Below are 24,868 nucleotides of genomic sequence, written 5' to 3'. Positions count from 1 at the left end.
ATCCTTAGTCTTCCCCACAATAGGAATCACCCTTCTCGTCAACACTGCAGATCACAGCGGCTCCTGCAGAATTTAAAGTAGCTTTTGTGCCCTTGGTTACTGTAGAAGCAATTACTGATCTCGCTACTTGAGTAATCTCCTCAGGCGAGGAAACAGTTACGCCACCCGCCAGGATTTTTGCATCCACTGTCATCTGAACTTGATCGGCGTGGAAATCTAGAGCCTCTCGCAACATGCCGCCATTCACTGTCGGAATAAATGGGGTACGGACTATCGTAACGGGCGGCACAACGACCGGAGGAATGTAGCCTAAAGCCTCATTCTGAACAAACTGACTGCCCCAGTTATTTACCCCGGTTAAGTTAGCATCCAATGCAAAGTTGCTTACGCCATTGACCGTCAATGCATCAGAGCTATTTGGGTTTTGCAAATTCAGCTGACCACAATTACCTGAGCAGCCGCTATTGGCAACAGTTTGTTCCGGCAAATTGAAATTAACGCTAGCCGCAGGATCCCATACGGAGAAAGTAACAGTCCCTGGGCTAGCGCTTGATTCCGCGCTCATTAAGTTAGCCCGATAAGTTTGGTCAGAATAAGTTCTCACGCTATCAGCAAGGCTTACTGTACCGATATAACTCGTAGAGGCATTTGCTTGTGTATTACTCACTACAGTCTGGGCATTCAAGCTATATAAAGGCGCAGTAGCACCGACTGCAGCATTGAAGTTGATTGATGCACCCGCATTTACAGCTGCATATCCACTGCCATAAGGAATCACTGCTGGTGCAATAGCAGCAACTAGCAGTGTGTGCGTGTCAGCTACAGTGTCATTCACTGTACCGTTATAGGTAACACTCGGATCCTCAGAAATCATCGTCCGTACGTAGATTGGATTGAGATTTAAATAGCTGATGGTGCTTGATCTCACACCTGTACCGGCAACATACTGGAAGTAGCCTTTGTAATTATCGGTGAATAAGAAGCCCACTGTAGGGGTTCGACCTAAATAGCTAGCATCGCCAATATATACGGCTCCGTTATAGGTCTGGGCAATTCCGGTAATGATATCTGCCAAGATATAAATTCGAGACCCAGTTACTGTTAGGTTATTTAAACGTGCATTCTCACCAATGGAGTTACCCAAGGTAACCACGCCTGATCCTGCATTGATTACAAAAGACTCAGTCTTATTAACCGCCCCATTTATCGTCGCATCAAGCAAGATATTGGCATTAGAGCTTTGCAATGTCGTAGTGCCTGTGCCAGAACTTCCAATAATCAAATTACCGCTGTAGCTTTGCGCGCCGCTTGTAGTGATATCACTCAAGATCGCTGTTGTGCCACCGACGATATTCAGAGTAGGCATAGTGATGCCTGATGAAGTTGAGAAATTAGCCGGGCTCGCTGTAGTTCCAGCTGAATTAATGAGGCCAGAGCCTAATGCATTATTTGATCCAGCAATCAAAGTGTTGCCAGCACCTAAGTTGATGCCACCAGTAAACGAACTATCGCCAGTCAGCGTAATTGCACCTGCGCCTGAAATCGTGACATTACCTGCTCCACTAATCGGCATTCCTATCGTAGTTGCAGAACTCAAATTGAAAGTGAGATTGCCGCTATTAGACACACCCGAGGTAACGGGACCTTGTACCGAATCGTCATAAATCACACTGTAACCGGATGGCAGGATCACATTAGCCACGTTGGATAAATCCGGGATTGCGCCTACGTTAGTAGTGCCAGTAGTCGTCCAGTTGGATGGGTTTGACCACAATCCACCCGAAGCACCAGTAAAAGTAACTGAATCTAATTGAGAAATCGTGCCGTTGCTACCAGATTTAATTGGGCTTCCTGAAATAACATAGTTGCTTGCATCGCCGCCTTCAAGAGAGGCTACAACGTTGTATCCCGCTGAACCAACAGCAACGTTTTTAGAATCGAAGCTGCCTGCACCAACCACGGAAATTGAGTCGCCAGAGATTAATGCAGTTGGCGATGCAGATAACGGCACACTAGTCATATTGGTGTTGCCGTCATAAACCTTACTTGGGGGCGCAATACCTAAAGATGCCATAGATACCGGTTTTGGTGTAACGGTCAATCCTCCAACCACTGTCATCGAATTGAAGTTTTGACTTTGACTGTAGAAGTTTTCTAATACAAGGTTGTAGTTACCTACTTTTATATTATTAGAACTACTTAATGCAGGATTGGCGGGGTTAATGTTTCCAGTAACAACTGCACCAGCACCATCCGTTATCGAAATAGCGTTGCTAACAGGCGTGCTGGTCAAGGCTATAGGTGTCACAGCCCCTCCCAATAGATACTCAGCAGTGACGCTCGCATAGGAAGGCGTACCGCCATAAACTATTGACTGATTGCCTGCCCTAACAATCAATCCATCGGCAGGCACCACAATCAAATTACCCTTGGTATATGTAAAGCTGTAGTTAGTAGAAGCTGCACCTGAAGCCACTAATGCATCAACATAGGTGCCCGCAGGCTCAGTGGATGAGGTTGGGAGTAACCCAATACTAGAAGCTCCCGTTGGAGGGATATAGGTTAAGTTTGCCGCAACCCTATCTGCAGAAACAGTAGCTTGTGAAGTTAAGCTCGCTGCGGTATCCCCATTAACAAAGCCGGAATATAAGACGCCTGCATATCCAATATTATCTGCAGTAGTTACAAATTTAGCATCAGTAACCGCGCTTACCTTTAATTCTTTTTTAGCAACAATCAGATTGCCTGGTGCATAGGTAATGCTGTAGTTAGAGAGGCCGGTGCCTGTAGCACTACTTATATCGAGGCTCTGGGTGTAGGCGCCCGCGTTTAAATTTGCAGGAACGATTGCGGTACCTGAATAAGTAATAGTTGCAGCACTAATGCTATCGCCGTTTCTTAATCCCTTAAGTGGATCTAATGAATTTAGTGGATTAGCCGTAGTCAATTGATTTTGGAGCAAAACCAATGGGGTTCCATAGACTGTATTTTGGTCTGCTGCAGTAACCGTTATATCTCGTGGTGAAATGGTTAAGGCGCCTTGAGTAAAGCTGATGGTGTAATTGCTACCGCCAGTTAAAGTACCCTGAGTAATCGCATACCCTCCTACCCTAACAATGGAAGCCGAACCCGGTGTTCCGTTGAATGGTGTGGCAGTAGTTGCTAAATTACCAGACAAGGTATCGCCGTTGACCAACCCTACAACAGCTTGATATGTTAAAGATGGTAATGCACTGTCGGCATAAACCATGGTTGCATTATCGGCAACCACATTGATTGCCTTCCTAGCAATTGTGAGCACTCCAGGCTGATAGGTAATATCGTAATTACCGATACCGGTACCAGATGCAGCGCTAGGAGCAATTGAATATGTACCAGCATAGGCAGTCCCAGGCACAGTAGCACTACCGACAGCATTGCCAATGACACTAGTTAAGATGACGTTATCGACCGTATCCCCACTGACTAAGCTGCCGTAAGTAAAGGCAGTAGTTCCTAATCCAAGGGATGTACCGTAGGTAGTTGACTGGGCGTCAGCCGTAATCACTAAGGGCGCCTTATTAATAGTTAGCGTTCCGCTATTGCTACCAGAGGAAACGATTTGATAATTGGAGGAGCCTGTACCGGTGATGCCAGTTACTACCATTTGGTAAACGCCGGCGGGCGTGTTATTGGCCAAAGTAATGACGCTTCCACCACTTGAGACCGCCACTGAAGGCGTGATAGCTGCTTGATCCCCTGCACTTAAAAAACCACTTAATACAGCTGAAGCACCAGCTAAGCTTGCAGCAGTTCCATAGCTTCCAGAGCTACTGGAAACTACGAATGTCAATGGAGCGGGTGTGATGGTGCTAGTGCTATTGGCCTGGTAAGTAATCGTGTAGTTAGAACCTACATTCAGGCTACCGTTAATAATTGATACACCGCTGATATTGAGTGTTTTATTACCTGCACCAGCATTTGCATCGGCATAGCTAAACGTTCCGCCCAAAAGACTATCTGGGTTGCCAGTAGCCGCATTGGTAAAGAGACTGCCAGAAGAGACGGTGGCTGCTGGAATAGTTGATGCATTAGTAACACTAGTTGTAGTGTCATATACCTTGACCGCATCAGTCGATGAGATGGTGATGATGGCTGGAGCAATAGTTACAGCGCTCATGACTGGATTCAGTATGGTGTAGTTTGAAGCCAAACCAATCGTTCCGCTTACACCATCAGCCAGTACTGCATTATTTAAACTCACCAATGCTGCACTACCCACATTTGGATTGCTGAGGGTTGCTGAACCAGCACTTAAGGTTAAAGTTTCACCGCCCACTCCAGCAACAGTCAAACCACCTGTGGAAATCGTATTGCTACCATCGTAGGTTTTGCTGGCAGTGAGCGTGATTTGTGCTGGGTTAATATCTGCGGCTAGTGCCGAAGTAACGCCTGTGATGATGTAGTTTGGATTACTTAAAGTTACCCCCGTCAGAACCGGAGTAACTGCAACGCCACTTGCCGCATTTGCAGAAGCAAAGGTGCCAGTGACTGTGCCACCGACAGCAACACCAGTAGTAGCATCGGAACCAATCAAACCAGTTACGCTAGCACCCAATAAGGAAATTTCTGCTGTAGTAAGCGTGTCATATGCTTTATTGCTGACAGCTAAACCAGAAATAGTTACTGGCGCCTTACTGATAGAGCTAGCAGTATTGGCAACGTAGCTAATGTTGTAGTTTGCACTCGCATTAGTAGAGCCATTTAGAATCGTGACATCAGCTAAGTTCAGCCGCTTATTAACGCCTGCAGCTGCAGTTGCGTATTCAAATGACCCGCCAGATATTGAGTCTGTGAGCCCTGTTGAAGCATTTGTAAATAGCGTTCCACTAGAAATAGCTGCTGTAGGTAGTGTAGTAGCCCCAGTAATAGAGGTTGTTGTGTCGTAAACCTTTTCTGCATTTGTTGCAGTGAAAACAATATTGGCCGGCGTAATCGTAACTGTACTAAAGGTAGGGTTAGCAATGGTGTAGTTTGAGGCGCTACCGGCATTAAGACCAGAACCATTAGCTAAGGTGGCACCATTCAAACTTACTAATGCTGCTGTACCTACGTTCGGATTATTCAGGGTAGCCGTACCAGCAGCCAAAGTCAGTGTCTGGCCTGCTACACCAGCCACCGAGAGGTCTCCAGTAGCTACTGTATTGCTTCCATCATAGGCTTTAGTTGCAGTAATGGTAATTGGAGCGGGCGAAATATTGGCTGTTAATACTGTATCAACGCCAGATACATAGTAATTAGCTGCGCTTACTCCGCTAAGAGTAATGCCATTCATGGTGGTGTAACCACCAGAAGTAGTGGTACCTGGCGTCACCACTAAAGAAGCACCTACATCTGCTTGACTAAAGGTGCCAGTAGGACCTGTAGATGCAATTGATGCAGTAATAACATCTTGAATATTAGAAGTATTGGTTAAAACCCCAACCGCTACTGGACTACCGGTAATCGTAGCTACCCTACTTGCGTCGTATAGTCTATTGGCAGCAGTTAAGCCGCTAATCGTCAATGGAGCCTTTGTAATTGTGCTTGTTGAGCTAGTGTTGTAAGTGACAGTGTAATTACCGGTAACACTGGATGAGCCACTCAAGACGCCAATGTTATTCACGCTGAGAGTTTTATTAGATCCAGCATTGGCATTGTCATAGGTAAATATGCCGCCACTTAAAGAATCTAGCACGACATTAGTAGATGCATTCGCAGAATTGGCGGCGTTGTAATATAAAGTACCACTTACTAATGTGAGACCTGGTGCAGTAGTTGCTCCACTAACACTTGTATTGGTGTCATACACCTTAATAGCAGCAGTAGGCGCTACAGTGATGACTGCTGGAGTGATGGTAACAGTACTGAAGCTAGGATTAATGAGTGTGTAGTTAGATGCTGTACCTGTGCCATTACCGAGAGCAGCATTATTCAGCGCTACTAAAGTTGCGGAACCCACATTAGGATTGCTCAAAGTTCCAGTACCAGAACTTAAGACCAAAGTTTGACCACTAATACCTGTAACAGTTAAACCAGCATTGGCAACCAAATTACTGCCGTCATAAATCTTCGCAGCAGTCACAGTAACTGGAGCAGCCGTAATGTTTGCTGTAAGCGAGCTAGTTACACCTGAAATATAGTAATTCGAGTTGTCCAGCGCTAAACCTTGAACACCCAATACCGGAGTTACTGTTAATCCAGTTCCGACATCCGCTTGACTGAAGGTGCCGGCCACCGTTCCGCTAACGGCAGCAGTATCACCACCTAATAATCCAATCACTGTTGCGCCTGCCCCACTTAATACTGCGGTGGTATTAGCGTCATACACTTTATTGGCGGCAGATAAACCACTTACCGTCACTGGAGCCTGGCTAATCGTTGTGGAACCTGAGGTTGTTACTCCCGCTACAGAATAGTTAGCGGCATCAGCACCGCTCAACACGATATTGTTAATGTTGTATGTTGTAGCTCCGGCATTAGCACTGCCATAGGATCCATAACCAACAATGTTAATTGCATCAATACCAATCTTATTGGTTGGCGTTAATGCTGCGCCAGACAATGTTGCGGTGGTGTCATATTGCTTGGTTGGGGCAACTCCGCCAGAAGGGGAAATGGTAAGCGTCAACGGCGTAACCGTAACCGTGCCAGCAGTGACAAGCACTGGATATGCGATTGAATAGTTGGTATTAAAGCCGTTGACCGTTGTCACGGAATTGGATGGCGTGACCGCATAAGAGCCAACTTTTAAATACCCTGCTCCACTGCTTGAATTTGCCGGTACTGTTGCATCAACATCAAATGTGTACTTACCCTGTGGGGACTGCGTATCCATAGCAGTCCATGTAACACTAGTACCAGTTGGGGCAGTCATGTTGAGATTAACAATATCGCCAACACCACAACTAGAGCCGATATTGCAATATGAAGCCGTTACATTCGCAACAGTAGATAGGTTTGCTGTGCCGCTCAAAGTACCATAGATGGAGGTGCTATTACCTACCCTAATCAGTAACTGACCCTGGGCAACTACTGTGAATACGCCATTAACAGGATTAATTGTGTAGTTGGCTGCAGTAGCGCTTGGCACCAATGAATCAACATAACCAGCGCTATTGGTGCCTGGATTAGATCTAGTGACAGATAAATTATTTAATACAGCAGTGGTATCACCCCCTACTAAACCACTTACAGAAGAGTTAAATGATGGGGGATCAATTTGCCCAACAAATTTAGCTGCATCGTTTGCCGTCAATACCAATACTGCCTTCGCAATTGAGGCGACTCCACTTGCAGTGCTTGGCAAGGTGTAATTGCTGAGTAAGGTACCCGCTTTGGCCGTGTAATCACTTGCAACTAAAGCGGTTGATACGGTACCAGCCACAGATGATAAGCCGCTTAAGCTCGCGTTAGCAGAATTATAAGTAGCAGTTGCCTTCGTTACATAGGCGCCCTCGCTATTAACAAATCCACCCAATACATAATCACCAGCACTTACACTGCTACCGGCAATTAAAGTAGCGCTGGTACTACCATCATATGTTTTAGATTGGGATAAGAGGCTTACAGTAATCGCTTTGGGTGAAATTGAGACACTAGATGTGGCAACTGGCAATTGGTAGTTGTTTGCGGAACCTACGCAGCCGACGCCAGTGCAATTACCTAAAGCTAAACCTGCGGTTGGCAAGGTAGTAACTCCGGTTACGTTGGCGCTATTAGCGTCTGCTGAACCAGTGAGAGTTAATGTTTGACCTGAAATTCCGGTTGCTACAGATAATGTTGTACCCAATGTACCTGTTGCAAATGTAACCGCTCCATCATAAGTTTTGCTAGCGGTTAACGTAACAGTAGCTTTATCAATGACATAGGCATTGCTGTTTGAATTAGCGAAGCTTACTAGGTAGTTATTATTTGTACTAGTTCCGGCAAGTGTTCCGGCAGTTAGAGCATATGATCCTGCGTTTTGCACCACTGTAGTCGTGCTGCCATTGAAGCCCATGATTCCAGCCAGCGTCACTGGTGCGCTGGTTGCGTTATCGGAATTTTTGTAACCACTTACGGTGTAATTTCCAATTGCTTGTGAATACGTTGCATTATTTAGAGTGGTACCGTCATAGGTGGTGGATTGAGTATTTGGCGTCACTGTCAATGTAGCCTTGCCCATCACTAAATTGCCATTTGTGTATGTGATGGTGTAGTTGGAAAGACCAGTGCCAGTTGCCGAGCTTGGCACAATAGCGCCGGTATAGGTTCCAGCGTTGACCGTTGGAGATACCGTAGCGCCATTGCTATACAGCAATGTCACCCCAGAAATACTATCCCCCGGCATTAGACCGCTTGATGAATATGCACTCGCGCCTAAATTAAATGCCGTGCCATAAGTACCTGATTGCTGCGTGGCAGTAATCGTGAGCCCTTTACCACCAACTGTCAAAGTGCCATTAGCGTAGGTAATCGCATAATTACTAGATGTAAAGGTTCCACCAGTCGCCAGACTTGGTACCAATGCATAGCTGCCAACTACGGCAGTAGTTGATGAACCTGTACTTGCAGTTGTAATGCTGCCAATCGTTTCACCGTTTTGTAAACCACTTGAAGTAAAGGCGGTTTTGCCACTGCCCACATTGAATGCAGTGCCATAGGTAGCTGTTTGATTATCAGCAGTGACCGTTAATGCACGCGCAGAAACCGACATGGCGCCATTTGCATAGGTGATGGTGTAATTTGAAAGCCCTGTGCCACTAGCCGCACTTGGCACAATAGAGTAGCTTGCCGCAGATGCACCTGACATCACGGCTGCTGTTGCTACCCCACCTGTACTGGTTAGGGTTAAACCAGTTAAAGTATCGCTACCAAGTAAACTACCCGAAGTAATTGAGTACCCCGTTCCGTTGGTTGCTGGGGAAGTTGCCGTGGCGCTTGCGGTTGTGTAGACAAGGCCAGCATTAGTAGTGGTTGCGCCATATGACTTGCTATCAGTAGCAGCAGTGATTGTTAATAGCGCTTTGCTTACTGTTGAAGCAACACCGGTATAGGTAATGTTGTAGTTAGATAATCCGCTACCTACCGCTAGGCTTGGCGTGGTATTGAATGAACCATTTTGCGCAATAGTTGTTCCGGTGATGGCGGAGCCTGAACCCACAGTGGATCCAGCTTTAATGGCTTGGGTAACAGATGTAATTGCATCTCCCGTATTGATGCCACCAATCGATGTTACAAGGCCGGTTACGGTATATCCGGCAGTATTTACAAGCCCAGTATATGTACTCGTAGCGTTATAGGTGGTGGTACTAGCATTATTAGCAATTGTGAGTGCTGCCTTCGTGATCGTATAGGTTGGAGCCCCTGAAACCGTTACTGTCACACCATCAGCAGATAGGATACTGCCAGTTTTGATGACAGTTCCTGTCTGGACAATATTGGCATTTACTGCTGGATTACCTATAGTGCTGTTAAAAGTCAGCCCTGCTTTTACGCTCGCTGTTGAAACGCCAAATGGAGTGGCGCTTAAAGTGACCGTAGCATTATTTTGCAACCAAGTAGTCGCTGTTGAAGAGTTGTATGCGGTTCCATATGCCTGAGAATAGTTAGCACTTAATGCAACAGAAATGGTGTAAGCAGTAGTTCCTGAGCGATAGTCGATGTAATTACCACTGACATATGCGCTTGGAGTAGTGAATGTACCGCCTACATTGCTGTAGCGAATATTCGCCATTGACGCATTGGAACTAGTCACCCCTACTTTGCCTTCAATCGTATAAGCAGTTGCGCCTGGTTGTGCCATAGATAAGGCCACTACTCCACCAGTATTGGTAATCGTTCCAAGTCCGGTGATATTACCGCCAGTTGTAGTGCCGGCAGCGATACCAAAGCCACCGGTAATTCGTACACCATTTGTTCCGGAATTGGTAATTGCGGCAGTCGATGTATCAGCGGTACTAGAGATTGATATGCCAGTACCAGTGGTGCCAGTATTTGTAATAGCACCATTAAGGTCTACAACAGCATTTGCCCCACCAGTAAGACCAGTGCTGACTATTGAGATGCCACCTGCAGATGTCAAGCTAGCAGTCGAGGCGATATAAACGCCCTTATTAACGATGGTTGCACTGGTTCCTGTTGCCGTTCCAGTCAATGTGAGGAGTCCTGCAGAATTAATAACGCCTGAGTTGAGTTGAATGCCAGTCGCATTCGCGGCGGTTACCGTACCCCAGATAGTTATAGTTCCGGCAGTAGAGGTGATGTTGGAATTGTTGTAGAAGGCTTGTACACCACTAGTGGTTAAGCTGCCAATCCAAATATTGCCAGCCGCGACAATGCCAGAATATGTGACGGTTGGCGAACCGTAGGTTACCGAGACATTGCTATTGAACAGCATGCCATAGTTAGCACCATGATTAATTCGGGTATTAGCTGCTGAAGTTGCCACATTGGCAATAGTTGTTCCACTAGCCCCGCCATTTTGTGCGCTTAAAGCGCTTAATACAGACCCTTGAAAATTTAAGTTTCCGCCAGAACTGATGACCGTATTGATAAAGCGCACGTTCCAAGTGGCAACTGAAGCTTTATATGGTGAATTAAGTGCAAATACCATATCCCCGCCAGACTTGAACAAGGTATAGGTATCAATATTCATCAGGTAATAGTTTTCATTATTACTACCCGAAGAAAAAGCAGATATTGTTAATGTGCCGCCCGCAATAAATGCCTGTGGTGATGCTTGAGTTGAGCCAACAATATATAGACCATGGCCATTAGTTGAGCTGAGACTGCTTGCGGAAATAGTGATGTTGCCAGATTGCGCCACCACGTTTGAATCTGCACCTAAAAAATAGACCCCAATACCGCCGTAGCCTGAAGTGACGCCGGTAATGACAATCGATCCGCCGGTCGATGTAATTGGAGTTCCACGCATTTGAACACCATGGTAGCCAGCAGTCGTAGCAGTAGAACCCACCACCCAGATATTGCCGGCTGCTACTACACCAGTATAAGAGGTTGCGTTATAGGTAAAGGTTGTTGACGCTCCAAAGTAAATAGCATGTTGAGCGCCACCATTAACAGCTGACCCCAATACTCCTGTTGCTACATTCGAAATAGTTTGGCCACCACTAGAACCGTTAGCGTTTGTAATGGATGAAGTTGTTGCGCCTTGCAAAGTTAATGCGCCAGCCGAATTCATGACAACGTTATTCAAATACATGCCGTATGAGTTCGTACCTCTGGGTGTTGATCCTGAGAAAGTCATATCACCACCAGACTTGAACAGAGTGTAGTTATTTACATAGATACTATTGGCGCTGGATGTACCGTTTGCATAGCCAGAGATTGTGATTGTTTTTGCGGCATCAAATATGTGTGGACTTGCCAAAGTATTGCCAACAACGTTGACACCATCGCCACCTGATGTGCTGGTGTTAGTACCATAAATATAGATGTAACCATTGGTTGCATTCTGAGCAATCACATGGGCCGTAGCTTGGAGTGAAACACCCATGCCACCATTAACACCATAACCACCAGTCGAGCCAATAAGCGTTATAGAACCGCCGGTCGATGTAAGTGATGAATAGTTGTTAATACCATAATAGGCTGCATTCGATGTGCCGCTACTCGCAGCCATCCAAATATTGCCAGCAGCTAAGGCGTCCGAGTAATTTACAGCGTTATAAGTAACTGCCGTATTGCCATTCATATAGATACCGTGTTGCGTACCGGCATTCACTGCGGCACCAGCAACCGTTGTTGCAACGCTAGCAATCGTTGTTCCTACCAAGCCACCATTCTGGGCGCTGAGTGTAGATGTTGTTGCGCCCTGCATAGTCAAGGTGCCGCCCGAATTTAAAGCAACGCCATTCAAATAAATTGCGTAGTTATTAGTTCCATTGGGGGTGCTACCAGAAATCAGCATATCTCCACCAGACTTAAATATGCCGAAGTTATTCATATAGACTGCATTCGCACCAGTTATACCGTTTGCATAACCAACAATACTGAGGGTTTTAGCTGCGTCGATAATATGAGGAGCAGCTGCTGAACCACCGTTGATTAAGTTAACGCCATCCCCGCCTGTAGCGTTAGTATTTGTTCCATAGATGCGAATATCGCCAGTAGCTGCTGAAGTAGCGCTGATAGTGGCTCCAGTAAAGCCTAAGTTTGCTGCACCATAACCTGTTGCAGACTTTGCATTACTGGTAGTGCCAATTGTTCCAGCATTCCAAAGAGAAACCAGATTAGTTGTTCCACCAAGGATATTGGCAGATGTTCCAGTGGATAAAGCAGTGGCGTTGTATTTTGCGGTTTGAACGCTTGCGTAAACATTATTACCAATGAGTGTAAGCGTCACCATTTCCATTTTGGTATAAACAGTGCCTGAAGTAGGCGTATCACGCACACCAATTAAATAGGATGCGCTTGTGGGCGAAGTTGAGTGCAGAACAATATCGGTAGCAGCTCTTGCTCCACTAGTAGTAGCACCACCCTGGTAGCTGATGTTGTAGCCCGCTAACGTTGCAGCATTGAGGCTTGGCAATGTGGTGCCACTAATTTGGCCAACGAGCGTACCAAAACCAGTATTCGAAATCATTGCTGGCGCTGTCAGAGCTGTACCAGAGGTATTTGCCACGTAGAGCTGACCGGATGCTGTACCTGCAATTACATCAGCATTAGTTTGTAAGGAAACACCCATTCCTGCGTTGCCGCTTGTGGTGCCAATCAAAGTGATATTGCCGTTGACTGACTTAATAGAGGAATAGTTAAATAGGCCATAGTAGCCACCCGTTGCCCCATTGGTTGCAGCGGCAATCCAAATATCCCCACCCGCAAGAATATTGCTATAGACAACGTTGTTATAAGTAACCGTTCCTGTGCCATTAATGTAAATAGCATATTGCTTACCACCATTAACGGCAGAGCCTTGAACTGTAGTGGCAACACTTGCTATGCCACTGGAATTGGAGCTGCCATTTGCATTAATCAATGTACTCGTTGTGGCGCCCTGCATCGTAATCGTGCCGTTGGCCTGAAGCATGGTATTTAAAAGATAAATACCATAGGTATCTGCACCATTAGGCGTGCTAGCAGAAACTAAGATATTTCCTACCGCCTTGAATAGTCCGTAAGTTGAGCTGTAAATACCATAAGTACCAGTTGCACCTAAGGCATAGCCCACAATATTGAGATCTTTTCCTGCATCAAAAATATGTGGCGTGGCTGTACCACTACCACCAACGATATATACACCATAGCTAGCAGTAGTATTAGTTGCTGTTCCAAGGATATTAATATTTCCGCTGCTAGTATTTTGGGCTATGAGGTCAGCATTGGTTCGCAACATCACACCCACGCCATAACTACCCGATGTTGTTCCGATAAGAGTTATTCCACCTGAAGTGCTTGTAATCGAGGAATAAATATCAAGTCCGTAATATCCACCTGTTGCACTAGGCGACTGAGCAGCGATCCACACATTGCCAGCAGCAACTACATTGGAATAGGTGGTAGCACTATATGTAAGCGTTGTTGTGCCATTGATACGAATGCCGTGTTGAAGACCGGCATTCACTGCAGAACCAGCTACTGTAGAAGCAACGCCTGAAATAGTCGCACCTACTAGACCACCATTCTCACCAGATAAGGTTGCTGTAGAAGCACCCTGCATGGTTAATGTACCGCCAGATTTAAGTATGGAATTTGTTAAATCTATAGCGTATGAATTTGTACCAGTTGGTGTACTTGCTGAAATCAACATGTCACCAGTCGATTTAAATAATACGTAGGAGACTGTTTGTAATCCGTAAGTACTAGCCGCCCCTGCTGCATAAGTCACGATATTGAGATTCTTGGCTGCATCAATAATTGACGGTGTAGTGACGGTACCGTTACCGTTCATATAAATACCAATACCACTAGTAGCATTGGTGCTACTAGCTAAGATATCAATATTGCCGTTACTTGCGTTCTGCGTAATTAATTTTGATGTTGCGCGCAAGGCAACAGCAGCACTACCTGAACCAGAAACTACGCCAATCAAGCGAATAGCTCCACCAGTTGAGGTCATGACGGATTCGTTCTCAATAATATTGAGGGTACTACCAGTCGAACTACCTGCAATCCAAATATTTCCCGCTGCCGTAGTTCCAGAGTAGCTACCAGCATTCACCTTACCGCTGGCAATGGCTGTTGCTGAGCTATTACCAATATAGACAGCACTACCACTTGATGTAACTGCAGAACCAGTTACGCCAACTGCATTGCCTGTAGATTGGTAGCCGTTAAAAACGAGATTGGAGACGCCATAGCCGGGACTACCAGCACTGGTTACATCAACAGTCATATTAGTTTTTACTAACCAAGCAGTATTAAGTTTTTGAGCTGACGATCCAGCATATCCATTAAAAGCTGTAGTGGTTACATAACCAGCTAAAGTAGGAGTGGCCATTACGGTATTGCCACTCAAGGATAGTGTTACCAGTACCATTTTGGTGTTTGTTGCATCAGAGAAACCCAATAACCACTGGGAACTTGAACCTGTTACTTGAGCCACATGGGTAGCCACAATAGAGCCCGGAACCGATCCCCCTGTGAGGTTGCCGCTAACAATAGTTGCATCGGCCAAGGAACTAGCGACTAAGTTTGTATTTGTTGCGCCGGTCAAGAATCCAGAGGCTGCTGTATTGGTCTTGGTATTGTCTGCCCCAACACTTGCACCCTGAATAGTTAAATTACCACCAGCATAAATTGGACTGTTCGTGAAATGTACAGCGCCATATGAAGCTCCACCACCACCCGCTACAGAAACAGTAATATCACCACCAGCCGCTAGCGTTGTGTAGGAGAAATAGGCAATTGCAGTGCTGGATGATGGCGCATAACCAGTAATCTGAATATATCCAGATGCGCTAATAGTATTCGGTGCTGCAGTGGACGTTCCAGTTGAATTAATCACAGATACCGTAGTAGCTGTCGACTTGGTTGCTGTAATGATAATATTTCCTGCGGGTGCATAAAGACTTGAACCTGCAGGTATATCAATGGCGCGCGATCCAGCATCAGTAGATGAGCCGATGATTGTTAAGTCACCACCATTGGCATTAACAGCACCTCCTAGAGCTACCCCTATCCCACCACTAGAAATACCCTTTAAGGTAATGTAAGTTCCCGCCGTTAATGCCCCGTTGGTTGTTACACCTGCAATACTGGTTGCGTAAGTTGCAGCATTAGCCAATGTAATGAATCCACTAACCGGAGTACATCCAGAGCCAGTACAACCGAAGGTATTATCCAAAACAATGTAACCAGAGACGCTGACTACAGGATCGATTGCACCACCTGAAGCCAGTATGGAGTAATTAACAGGACTGCTGCTACCCGTATTAGTCAGGGTGCCAATCATCAATACAGAAGTCTTGTCTCCATAGCGGTTGTCATACAGAATGGTTGAAGCATTTCCACTGGTATTAGCGGCTAATGTAATCGTGCCAGATTGCGTAATATCATTATTGGAAATAAATGAAATATTGCCGCCATTGGCATTGTCTGCAATAGCTCCAGTTTGGGTAATACCAGTATTTGTTCCTGCTGCTGCATTATTACCAGTCACAATAAGATCGCCGGTATTAATAGTCATGGCGCCCAAGCTCACCACAGTAGCTGCAGTAGTGCCAGTTCCAGTAACTGTTAGAGAATTGGCTGTAATAGTACCGATTGCCTTTACCGCAATTCCTGTAGTGGAGGTACCAGTAAGAACAACTGCAGCACCATTAATGGTTCCACTAACTCCCGAGTAATCAATACCATTACCTGCAGTCGAATTAGCGATGAAGGTGATATTGCCTGTAGCACTGGTAGCAACCGTGCTAGTTATTGCAGCAGATGCAGTTGAGCTAGCTGTTGCAGTAATCGATACCGCCCCACTACTCTTGATACCGGTATATGCAACAGAATTGACTGTTACTGAACCAATCGTCAAATTAGTGTTATCAACAACAGTTAATGAGCCGATTGAACTAGCGCTACCAATCGTCGCAATCGTTGCAATACTATTTGCAGTATTACTCAGGGTGAAATTACCGCTACCAACAAAAGCGATACCCTTTGCATTATCGTTAACGACTCCACTCAAAATTAATGTGCCAGCGCCACCTAATGAAGCTGCAGAAGTATCGAGAGTTACCGTACCGGAGACAGTAGATGCAGATGTTGTACTGGAATTAATAATTGCGCCAACAGCTGCACCGCCATAAATCTTAAAGTTATTACTAACGCTATAGCCTTTGGTATCTACCGTTGCTAATGAGGTTGCTGCCGATCCAACTGTGACTAGGCCAGTACCTAGCGCAGCATTATTGCCAAGCACCACCCTACTGGAGGCAACATTAGTGCCACCGCTATAAGTATTTGCATTGGAAATGGTGAGAACGCCTGACGAGCTAGCGTTATATGTAGCAGCAGAGTTATAGGTAATTGAAACAGCACCTGATACCACTCCACTGATAGCACTAGAGGCGCTGGTGCTATTGATTGCTAAAGAAACATCAGCAACATTGTTAGTAAGAGTTACGGCTGCTGTACCTGAATTAATCGTTAATGATTGAGGAACAAAGTCACGAGCAATAGAAATTGCTACAACACCTGAACCACCTGCTGGCGCCACTCCACCGCTGATATCACTTGCGCCCCTACCTGTGTTAGCCGCCGGGGTACCATTTGCACAGGCAGTGCCGTTCATACCGCAGCCGCCAATACCGTATTCAGTAGAAGTGCCAGTAATTGCAGAGACAACACCCGGACCAGCCGTTAGGCCAACACCGGGTCCTCCGGAACCACCACCGGCACCAGCAGCGACACCGCCAATAGATGTGGTGCCATTTGCCCCCAATTGACCCGATCCACTGGTGGCACCAATTGCAGAATTATGATTGCTACCCGCCCCACCTAAAGCAGTAATGGTCGTCAGGCCTGAGCCTGAGATGGCAGAGGAGCCGCCAGCACCTCCGTCATAGTTTGTATTTGCTCTAGCTGCAGTAGTATTTGCAGAACCACCTGCTGTTGCTGGCGTTGCGCCACCAGCACCAACAGTAATTGCATAAGTAGTTCCGGCCACCCAGACATTGCTACCTGTAACAACTTGACCACCACCAGCACCAGGACCCCAGTTCACAGCATTTACACCGCGACTTCCACCACCCCCGCCTGCAACAACCAAATAGTCTGCAGTAGTATTGGCCGACGGTGTCCAACTATAAACGCCACCTGCATATGACAATGTAGCGCCATCAGTCAAGGTAACAGCACTTGCACCAACTGTTGCAACACTTCCCACACCATATTGGTATGAACCGCCACCAAGCAGCTGCAATGCTCTGGCTATAGTTACGCCAGAAGATATTGTGCTGCCAAAATTAACGGCCGCATTTGAGGTGCTCAGTGTTGTTGCGCCATTAATTGTTGCAGCGCCTGTGTATGTTTGCGTACCAACCGTGGTAACCGAGCCTAGCAAGGTGCTAACACCAGACACCACAAGATTGCTTGTGTTTGCGGAGTTAATGATGGTGCTACCGGTATTCATATACAAAGAACCGATTGAAACAGTTCCAGCAAATTGAAGATCTAAAATTCCAGAGGCGCCGATAGTTACCAAGCCACTGTTAGCACCGCCTAATGCATTGGCACTAGTAACAATAACTTTTCTGCTATCCGCAATGAAAGTACCGCCTTGGTAGTCATTATTTCCGGATAAAGTAAGCACACCAGATCCGTTTTGTGAAACAGAGCCTGTTCCTGTTAGCGTAGTGGAGTACCTTACTGCTGAACTCTTATAAAAAGCTAAATTACCGTTATTGGTTAAGGCGCCAGTACCTAGTGATCCTGTTGTACTGTTATTACCAACCTGAATAGTGCCGCTAGTAATTGTGGTGGTACCGGTGTAAGTATTGTTGGCAACCAAAGTTAGCGTGCCATTAACAGTATTGCGATTTGAACTTGTAACTGTGGCAGCAGAACAAGTGCCGGTACAAGTCTTTACTAAATTAGTTGGGCCTGTAACGGCACCTGTAATAACGCTTGAGGCGCTACTAGAGTTAATAGTTAAGTTAACTAGATTGCTGGCACCGCCAGAAATAGTTGCGGCTGCAGAGCCAGAATTAATGGTTAGAGAATTTCCGGCCGAAGGCGTAAGACTGGCGCCATATCCGAAGATAGCCGTTCCAGAACCACCTGCTCCGCCTGTTGAATATCCGTTTGCTAAACCGCCGCCACCGCCACCGCTTCCAGTTGCAGCCGTACCCGCACCTGGAAGTGCTGTATTTGAGCCGCCGTTGCCTGCACTCACTGAGCCACCTAAGCCACCAGCACCACTAAAACTTCCGCCGCCAGCGCCTGCACCATACCAAACCAATGAGCCATTAATCGAGCTTGCAATACCAGCCCCACCATTTTGTGATGATGCTGCAGCACCTGCACCACCACCGCCGCCACCTATATCAGCAGCATATGCGCCTGTTGTTCCTGACAATCCGCCATTGTTTCCTTGCCCTACTGCCCCAGTACCAGCGGCCGCACTCCCACTAGCTCCGCCACCAGAAGCACCATTCGATCCTGCAGCAATACGACCACCACCACCGCCGCCACCTAAGGCGATGATGGTAGTTAAACCAGTTCCTGCCAAAGAAGTTCTTCCACCAGTACCACCATTCATGCCAACGCTGGATCCGCCCGAGCCACTAATGATCCCGGTACCACCGGCACCTCCACGACCAACCAAAATTGAATAGCTGACTCCAGAAGAAAAGTCCTGTGACCCCGTTAATACACCACCGCCACCGCCGCCACCGCCAGTATCAAAGCCACCAGCTCCGCCGCCACCAGCGATAAAGTAGCCAGAGTTGGTGGTTGAAGCATTAGGGGTCCACGTAAATGTGAAGCATGCTGGACTTCCGGCGCCACCGCAGGCTGCACTACCTGCAAGAGAGCTAGTTGCATATAAGCTACCTACTGCAGTTGACGTCGGACTAGCGCTGTTCGTAGATGCAGCCGTCGGAGTTGACCCGCTATATGAATAGGTTCCATCTGCGAAGAGTTGCAGATAATTTTGATAAACCGTCTCGCCAGCAATAGAGGTAGCACTGACGATGCCGGTGATAGTGACCGCGCTATTGGTAGTATTGAGTTGAACATTATCTGCACGCAATACAACATTCCCGCCATAACTTTGAACACCAGTAGTAGTTACGCTGCCGGCCAATGAGGTGGTGCCAGTGCCAGTAATATTAAGTGAAGCAAGCGCAGTTGTGCCACCCACCTCGCCGCCAAAAGTTGTTGTTGCACTACCGTTTGTAATGGTCAGCGCACCCGCGCCGTTCACCGTAGAAGCAAAAGAAACAGCCTTATTGGCCTGGGTTGTTCCGGTTCCACCGGTATAAGTTGCTAATACTGATGTCCCGGTGATGTTGACAACGCCGTTATAGGTTTGTGTGCCACCAGTTGTAATGTTGCCATTGATATTTAATGGCGCATTGATTGTTAGATTTCCAGCAACAGCTAGCCCACTGTATATTGTGCCGTTCACGGTAACTGACCCAATTGTCAAAGTGCTGCTATTGGCAATAGTTAAACCAGCAACTGGAGTAGAAGAAGTTGCAATCGTTGCCAATGTATTGGAACTGTTATTCATGCTGTAGGTACCAGCACCCACAAAGGCAATTCCATTACTACCTGCACTAACAATTCCGGTAAAGCTTAAAGCATTAGCGCCATCAATCGATGTTGCCGATCCAATAGTTACCGCACCCGATGCGGTTGCAGCAGTTGCGCTAGAGTTGGTAACTGCACCAGCGATACTTCCACCATTTAACACAAGATCGTTACTAATAGCCTTACCGTTCAGATCGATAGTGCCGAGTGAATTGGCATTGGCACCCACAGTAATCGTGCCAGTGCCAAAGGAAGCAGCATCTCCAGCTTTTACAGTTCCATACTGAACGCTTGTACCTCCGCCATAAGTATTTGCATTAGATAATGTGAGAGAGCTACTACTGGTATCTTTAATTAAGCTACCTACACCACTAATAATTCCAGACAGGATTTGGGCGGCACTAGAGGAATACTGGAATGTTCCTGCGTTAATAATATTGCTGGCATAAGTTCCGGCAGTAGTACTGCTCGTTAACCTGCCTGAGCCAGTAATAGCAAGAGTTCCACCAGTAATTGTGGTGGCGCCACTGTAAGTATTGGCACCCGCCAAAGCAACGGTACCTGTCTGACTTGCGCCATTAATAGTTAAAGCCGTAGATCCAGCAACAATTCCACCTACTGTTAATGTATATGAACCTGTAGCTGCAAGACCGCCACCATCAGTACCTAGAGTAATTCCGCGATTTGATGCCAGAGTGATGGATGCAGTTGACTGAAGCGCGCCGCCATTAAGACCTACTGATGCTGCTACTACACTCGTTGGAGCAGCACCTAAATTACGGTCTGCGCTGATAGACAAAATACCACCCTCGACAATAGTATTTTGTGCTGTTGCCGAACCATAAGTATTGGTATTTGAAAAAATCACTGTACCGGTTTGACCAGCACCACCATTTACGGTCACAACATAAGCACCGCTAACGACACCACTGATGCTGAGATTGCCGCCACTAGTACCGATGCTACTTGCCGCAGACATGGCTACTGTGCCAATGTAAGAGGCTGCCATAGAACTGCTATTCGTAATGGCTCCATTAGAGGAAACGCCTGCACCTGCAATAGTTGCGGCATTCGTATTGCTGATTGCCTGACCATTTAAATCAATAGACGCGCCTGAGGCTACGCTAATTGCACTATTGCTTGCACCAAACGCAGTGACAGACCCTGCTTGTAACGTACCAGCCGTTATTGTTGTGCCGCCGGTATAGGTATTGAGTCCATTTAGAGTGAGTAAGCCAGTTCCTTGCTTCGTAACAGAAGTGGCGCCTGAAATGACACCGTCAATTGAATTTATAGAATTACTTGAATTAACAGTAATGCCAATAATGTTTGTAACGTCACCAGAAATGGCCGCAGAACCAGAACCACTATTAATTGTTAGCGTGTAGTTGGCAGGAGCAAATGCGCGACCTTCAAAAATAACAACACCATTCTTTGCCGCCAGGCCGTTTGAATAACCCCCAGCACCACCGCCGCCGCCAGAGCCGGCAGATGTAGGGCCAAAACCTGCGCCGCCACCAGCACTGCCATTGCCACCGACTGCATAAGTGACAGCGGCACCAGTAATAGAAGATGATGTTCCGGCACCAGCAGTAGTTCCTGATGCAGCTGCCGAGCTACCACCGCCAGCACCACCAGGCTGCTGAGGGTTTGGCCAGCCTCCTGGATAGCGCGGTCCACCAGCATTAGCTGCAGTTGTTACACCATTAACAACGGTTGATCCGGATGCGCCACCAGCACCACCAGAATAATTACCTCCATTACCACCAGGGGATCCGCCATTTGCTGTAATCGTATCGGCACTTGAGGTAAATATAGTTGCTGTGCCGGCCAATGAATTTGTACCACCAACACCAACCTTGATCGTGTATGTTGCACCAGCAGTAATGATGTAAGAAGAATTTCTAACAACACCACCTGCACCACCGCCACCGCCGTTATCAAAACCACCGCCACCGCCGCCGCCCACAACCAAATATTGCGAAGTAAATGTGTAGTCCGGAATCCAGGTATATGTCAGATTCGCAGTATTGTATGAAAGGTAGCCGCCGCTAATATGTGTTGACGTAGCGCCAACTGAACCGGCTACCCCACCAATCGTATAACCACCAGCACCAGTTAGGCTGAAATAATTATTAACTGGATACGTTGTTGTGGTTACAGAACCATTAATAGTTACATTCGCATTACCAGATGTAATGGTGGCATTTCGAGCAAGGATTACATCGCCGTTATAAGTTTGTGCACCAATGGTTGTTACGTTAGCATCAAGCTCGATGGTTGTGGCAGTAAATGTGAGAGTTGCTGTTCCTGAAGTTGCATTGATTGCAGAACGGATGCTGATATTTCCGTTGCCTGAAATGCTGCTTACTGAATTTGATCCAATGATATTGCTTGAATTTGCGGTACTGATTTCTACATTAGTAGAGGCATTGAGTGCGGTATTAATATAGCCTGCGACGGTAGCATCTATGATGATGTCATACGGGTCAATTAACCAGATACCACCCCTACCTGCATTAATACTTGATAGCAAACTGAGTGTGCCGGCAGAGGTTTCAATCAAACCACCACTTTGGTTGGCTAGACTTGAATCTTGCTGCGAGGCATTGAGAGTGGTATGTTGGTCTAGAGTCGCAGATAAAGCAAAAGGCAATGTGCCGTTGCTTGCATCATTGCCTATCTTGATGGATCCACCCTGGGTGTAACCAGTTGCCTCAATAGTGCTTCCGGTGATGGTGACACTATTGTTTGCGGATGCACCAAAGCTACCGCCACGGCCAGTTGAGCCGTTTGTCTGAATCACACTGTTTTGAATATTGAGGTCGCCGTTATTGGCGATAAGAGTGATGGCGCCGCCATCCGTACTTCCGTTTGCTGCAATGCTGCCCGCTACTGTAATTTGATCACCTGAAAAAGCAATTAAGCCGCCGGGGCCATTATTACCATTGGCCTGCACCACACTGCCCGCTTGACTGCTAATACTTGGGGCAGCTGCATAGATAAATCCACCAGTGCTGCCGTTGGCCAACACTTGGGCGTCACTATTAAAGGTAATAGATTGGCCTGCCGCAAGATAAATCACATTGCTATTAGTCTGAGTCACTGTCGCCTGAATAGCGCTTGCGTCATTTGCCGCAGTGCTGGAGTAGACCTGGTTGAGGTTTTGATCAGCGTTCTGAGAGATGAGATAAGCAGGTAATTCTTCTGGCCGTTTAGCTGCTCCATTTACTAATACGGTTATTGCCATATTGTTTGGCAGGCTTGAGCTCAGGCTTAAGCGGCCAGATACATAGATAGCTTGAGCCAGTAGGTTGATTGCATTACCTAGTGAACCTGCATTACCAGCAAGACTGTAGTTGCTGGTGTTGATATTGCCAGCAGCATAGATAGTCTGCGCCTGAACAGTTACCTTAGTAGCAGAGATTGTTGTACCCACATTAAGGTAGGCGATAGAAGATCTGATAACGACATCTAGGTTCTGACCGCTAATGTTGGCATTGAGATTAAAGATGCCGGAAGCAGATAGAGTCAAGGTTGTGAAGTTGGCGCCACTCTTCAGAATATCGGCACCGCTAGCGATAGTCAGACTACCGCTACCATTTTGTGTACAGCCGCCCACACTTGGGCAAGCAGTGGTATTGGCATTTACTTCAATAATGACGTTGTTATAGGAGAGAGCTGCAGAGATGATGCTGGCTGCAGCGGTATCAATTGTTAAATCAATTGGATCCAAGAGCCATGTACCAGACTTGCCCTTCCTTGCACTGGTATTAACTTGTGTCGTAGCAGCTAGCGCTACAGTTCCTTTGGAGCTGGTTTCAATAAAGCCGCCATTACCAGATAAGGTGCCGCCCATAGATTTAAGGACACCCGCCACTGTGGTCTTCACTTCAGACCAAATGGCAATAGATCCACCGTTGCCAGACTGGATGGCTGATGTATCAATCAGAGCACCCTGCTCTACAGTGACTGTCTTGGCCATTTGCTTGTTATTGGCTGCCGCCTGGGCATTTGCCTTAATAGCAACTTCGGCTTGAAGATTGGTTTGAGCACCTGGAGTCTGGGCATTGAGCTGTGAACCACCAGTTACCTTAGTGTTTGCCAAGCCGATATTGATCTGGCCACCACCTTGAGTACCAGTAGCTGTAGTTTTAGAGTTAGCCGCAACGGTGATATCACTGCCTACGATATTGATCTGGCCGCCCTGTCCATTTTGGCTATTGGCAGTCACTTTACCTGCCTGGGTAACGGTATTGGCGACTAATTCGATTACACCGCCATTGTTGACTAAGCTGTTTGCAGAGATACGGCCTGTATTTTTAATGACGCTGGCCATCAGTTGGTTAGCTGAGCCTGCCGCAATCACTACCAAACCACCGTTTACCTCTACAACCCGCTTGTTTTCAACCAAACCTTTGTATGTGGCGATGTCCACCTTCAGACTCATCAAGGAATTACCCTTGAAATCCAGGGTAATTTGCTCGCCTGATGCCAAGGCAACAGTTCCCTCACCCTTTTTGGCAAGTAAATAGCCATCATTGCGAACTTCCGGAGCTAACAAGGCAATGTAACCACCATCAACGTTAGTTTTAATTTTTCCTTCGTTGATAACTTGGCCAGTGCCGTTACCTTTGTAAGTGGACTTACCTTCCATGAAATCTTTATCACCGATATTCATCGTCGTTGCTACGACTCCTGCCGCGTTGATGTCAGCACCCTTACCAAAAGTAACGCCATTCGGATTTACAAAAACCACTTGGCCATTTGCTTTTACTGCACCCTCAATCATCGAAGGTGTTGCACTGGTAACGCGATTCAAAGTTACTGCACTTGCGTTGGGTTGATTGAAATTAACCTGAGAATTTTTACCGACGTTAAAGCTATCCCAATTGATCACCGCACGTTGTGAAGTTTGATTCACATTCATGGTCGCAGAAGTTGCTGTTTGTGACTGAGAAATAGATGCATTACCAGCAACAACTTGGCCGTTGCTAGGAAGCGCTATTTTTGGCAAGAGAGGTACTGCAGGATTTGCAAATGCACTTGCTGATGCAATGCATGAGCCCACGAACAATACGTGCGAAATTTTGCCTACGAAATTAACTCTCGCAAAACAATTTTTCAACGATGTTTTCAGAGAAAGGAGCGACCT

General features: G+C 46.6%; 1 protein-coding gene. It reads right to left on the bottom strand.

The window, feature by feature from the left end; translation table 11 throughout:
* Positions 1-4 precede the first annotated feature (4 nt).
* On the bottom strand, positions 5-24,784 hold the full coding sequence (locus tag ICN25_RS04705; RefSeq protein ID WP_216179418.1) for a YDG domain-containing protein: 24,780 nt from the start codon (positions 24,782-24,784) through the stop codon (positions 5-7).
* Positions 24,785-24,868: the final 84 nt, after the last annotated feature.

The sequence above is a fragment of the Polynucleobacter sp. 80A-SIGWE genome, assembly GCF_018882295.1.
GTDB lineage: Bacteria > Pseudomonadota > Gammaproteobacteria > Burkholderiales > Burkholderiaceae > Polynucleobacter.
The sequence above is the reverse complement of the archived record's forward strand: the minus strand, read 5'-3'. Positions and strand labels throughout refer to the sequence as shown.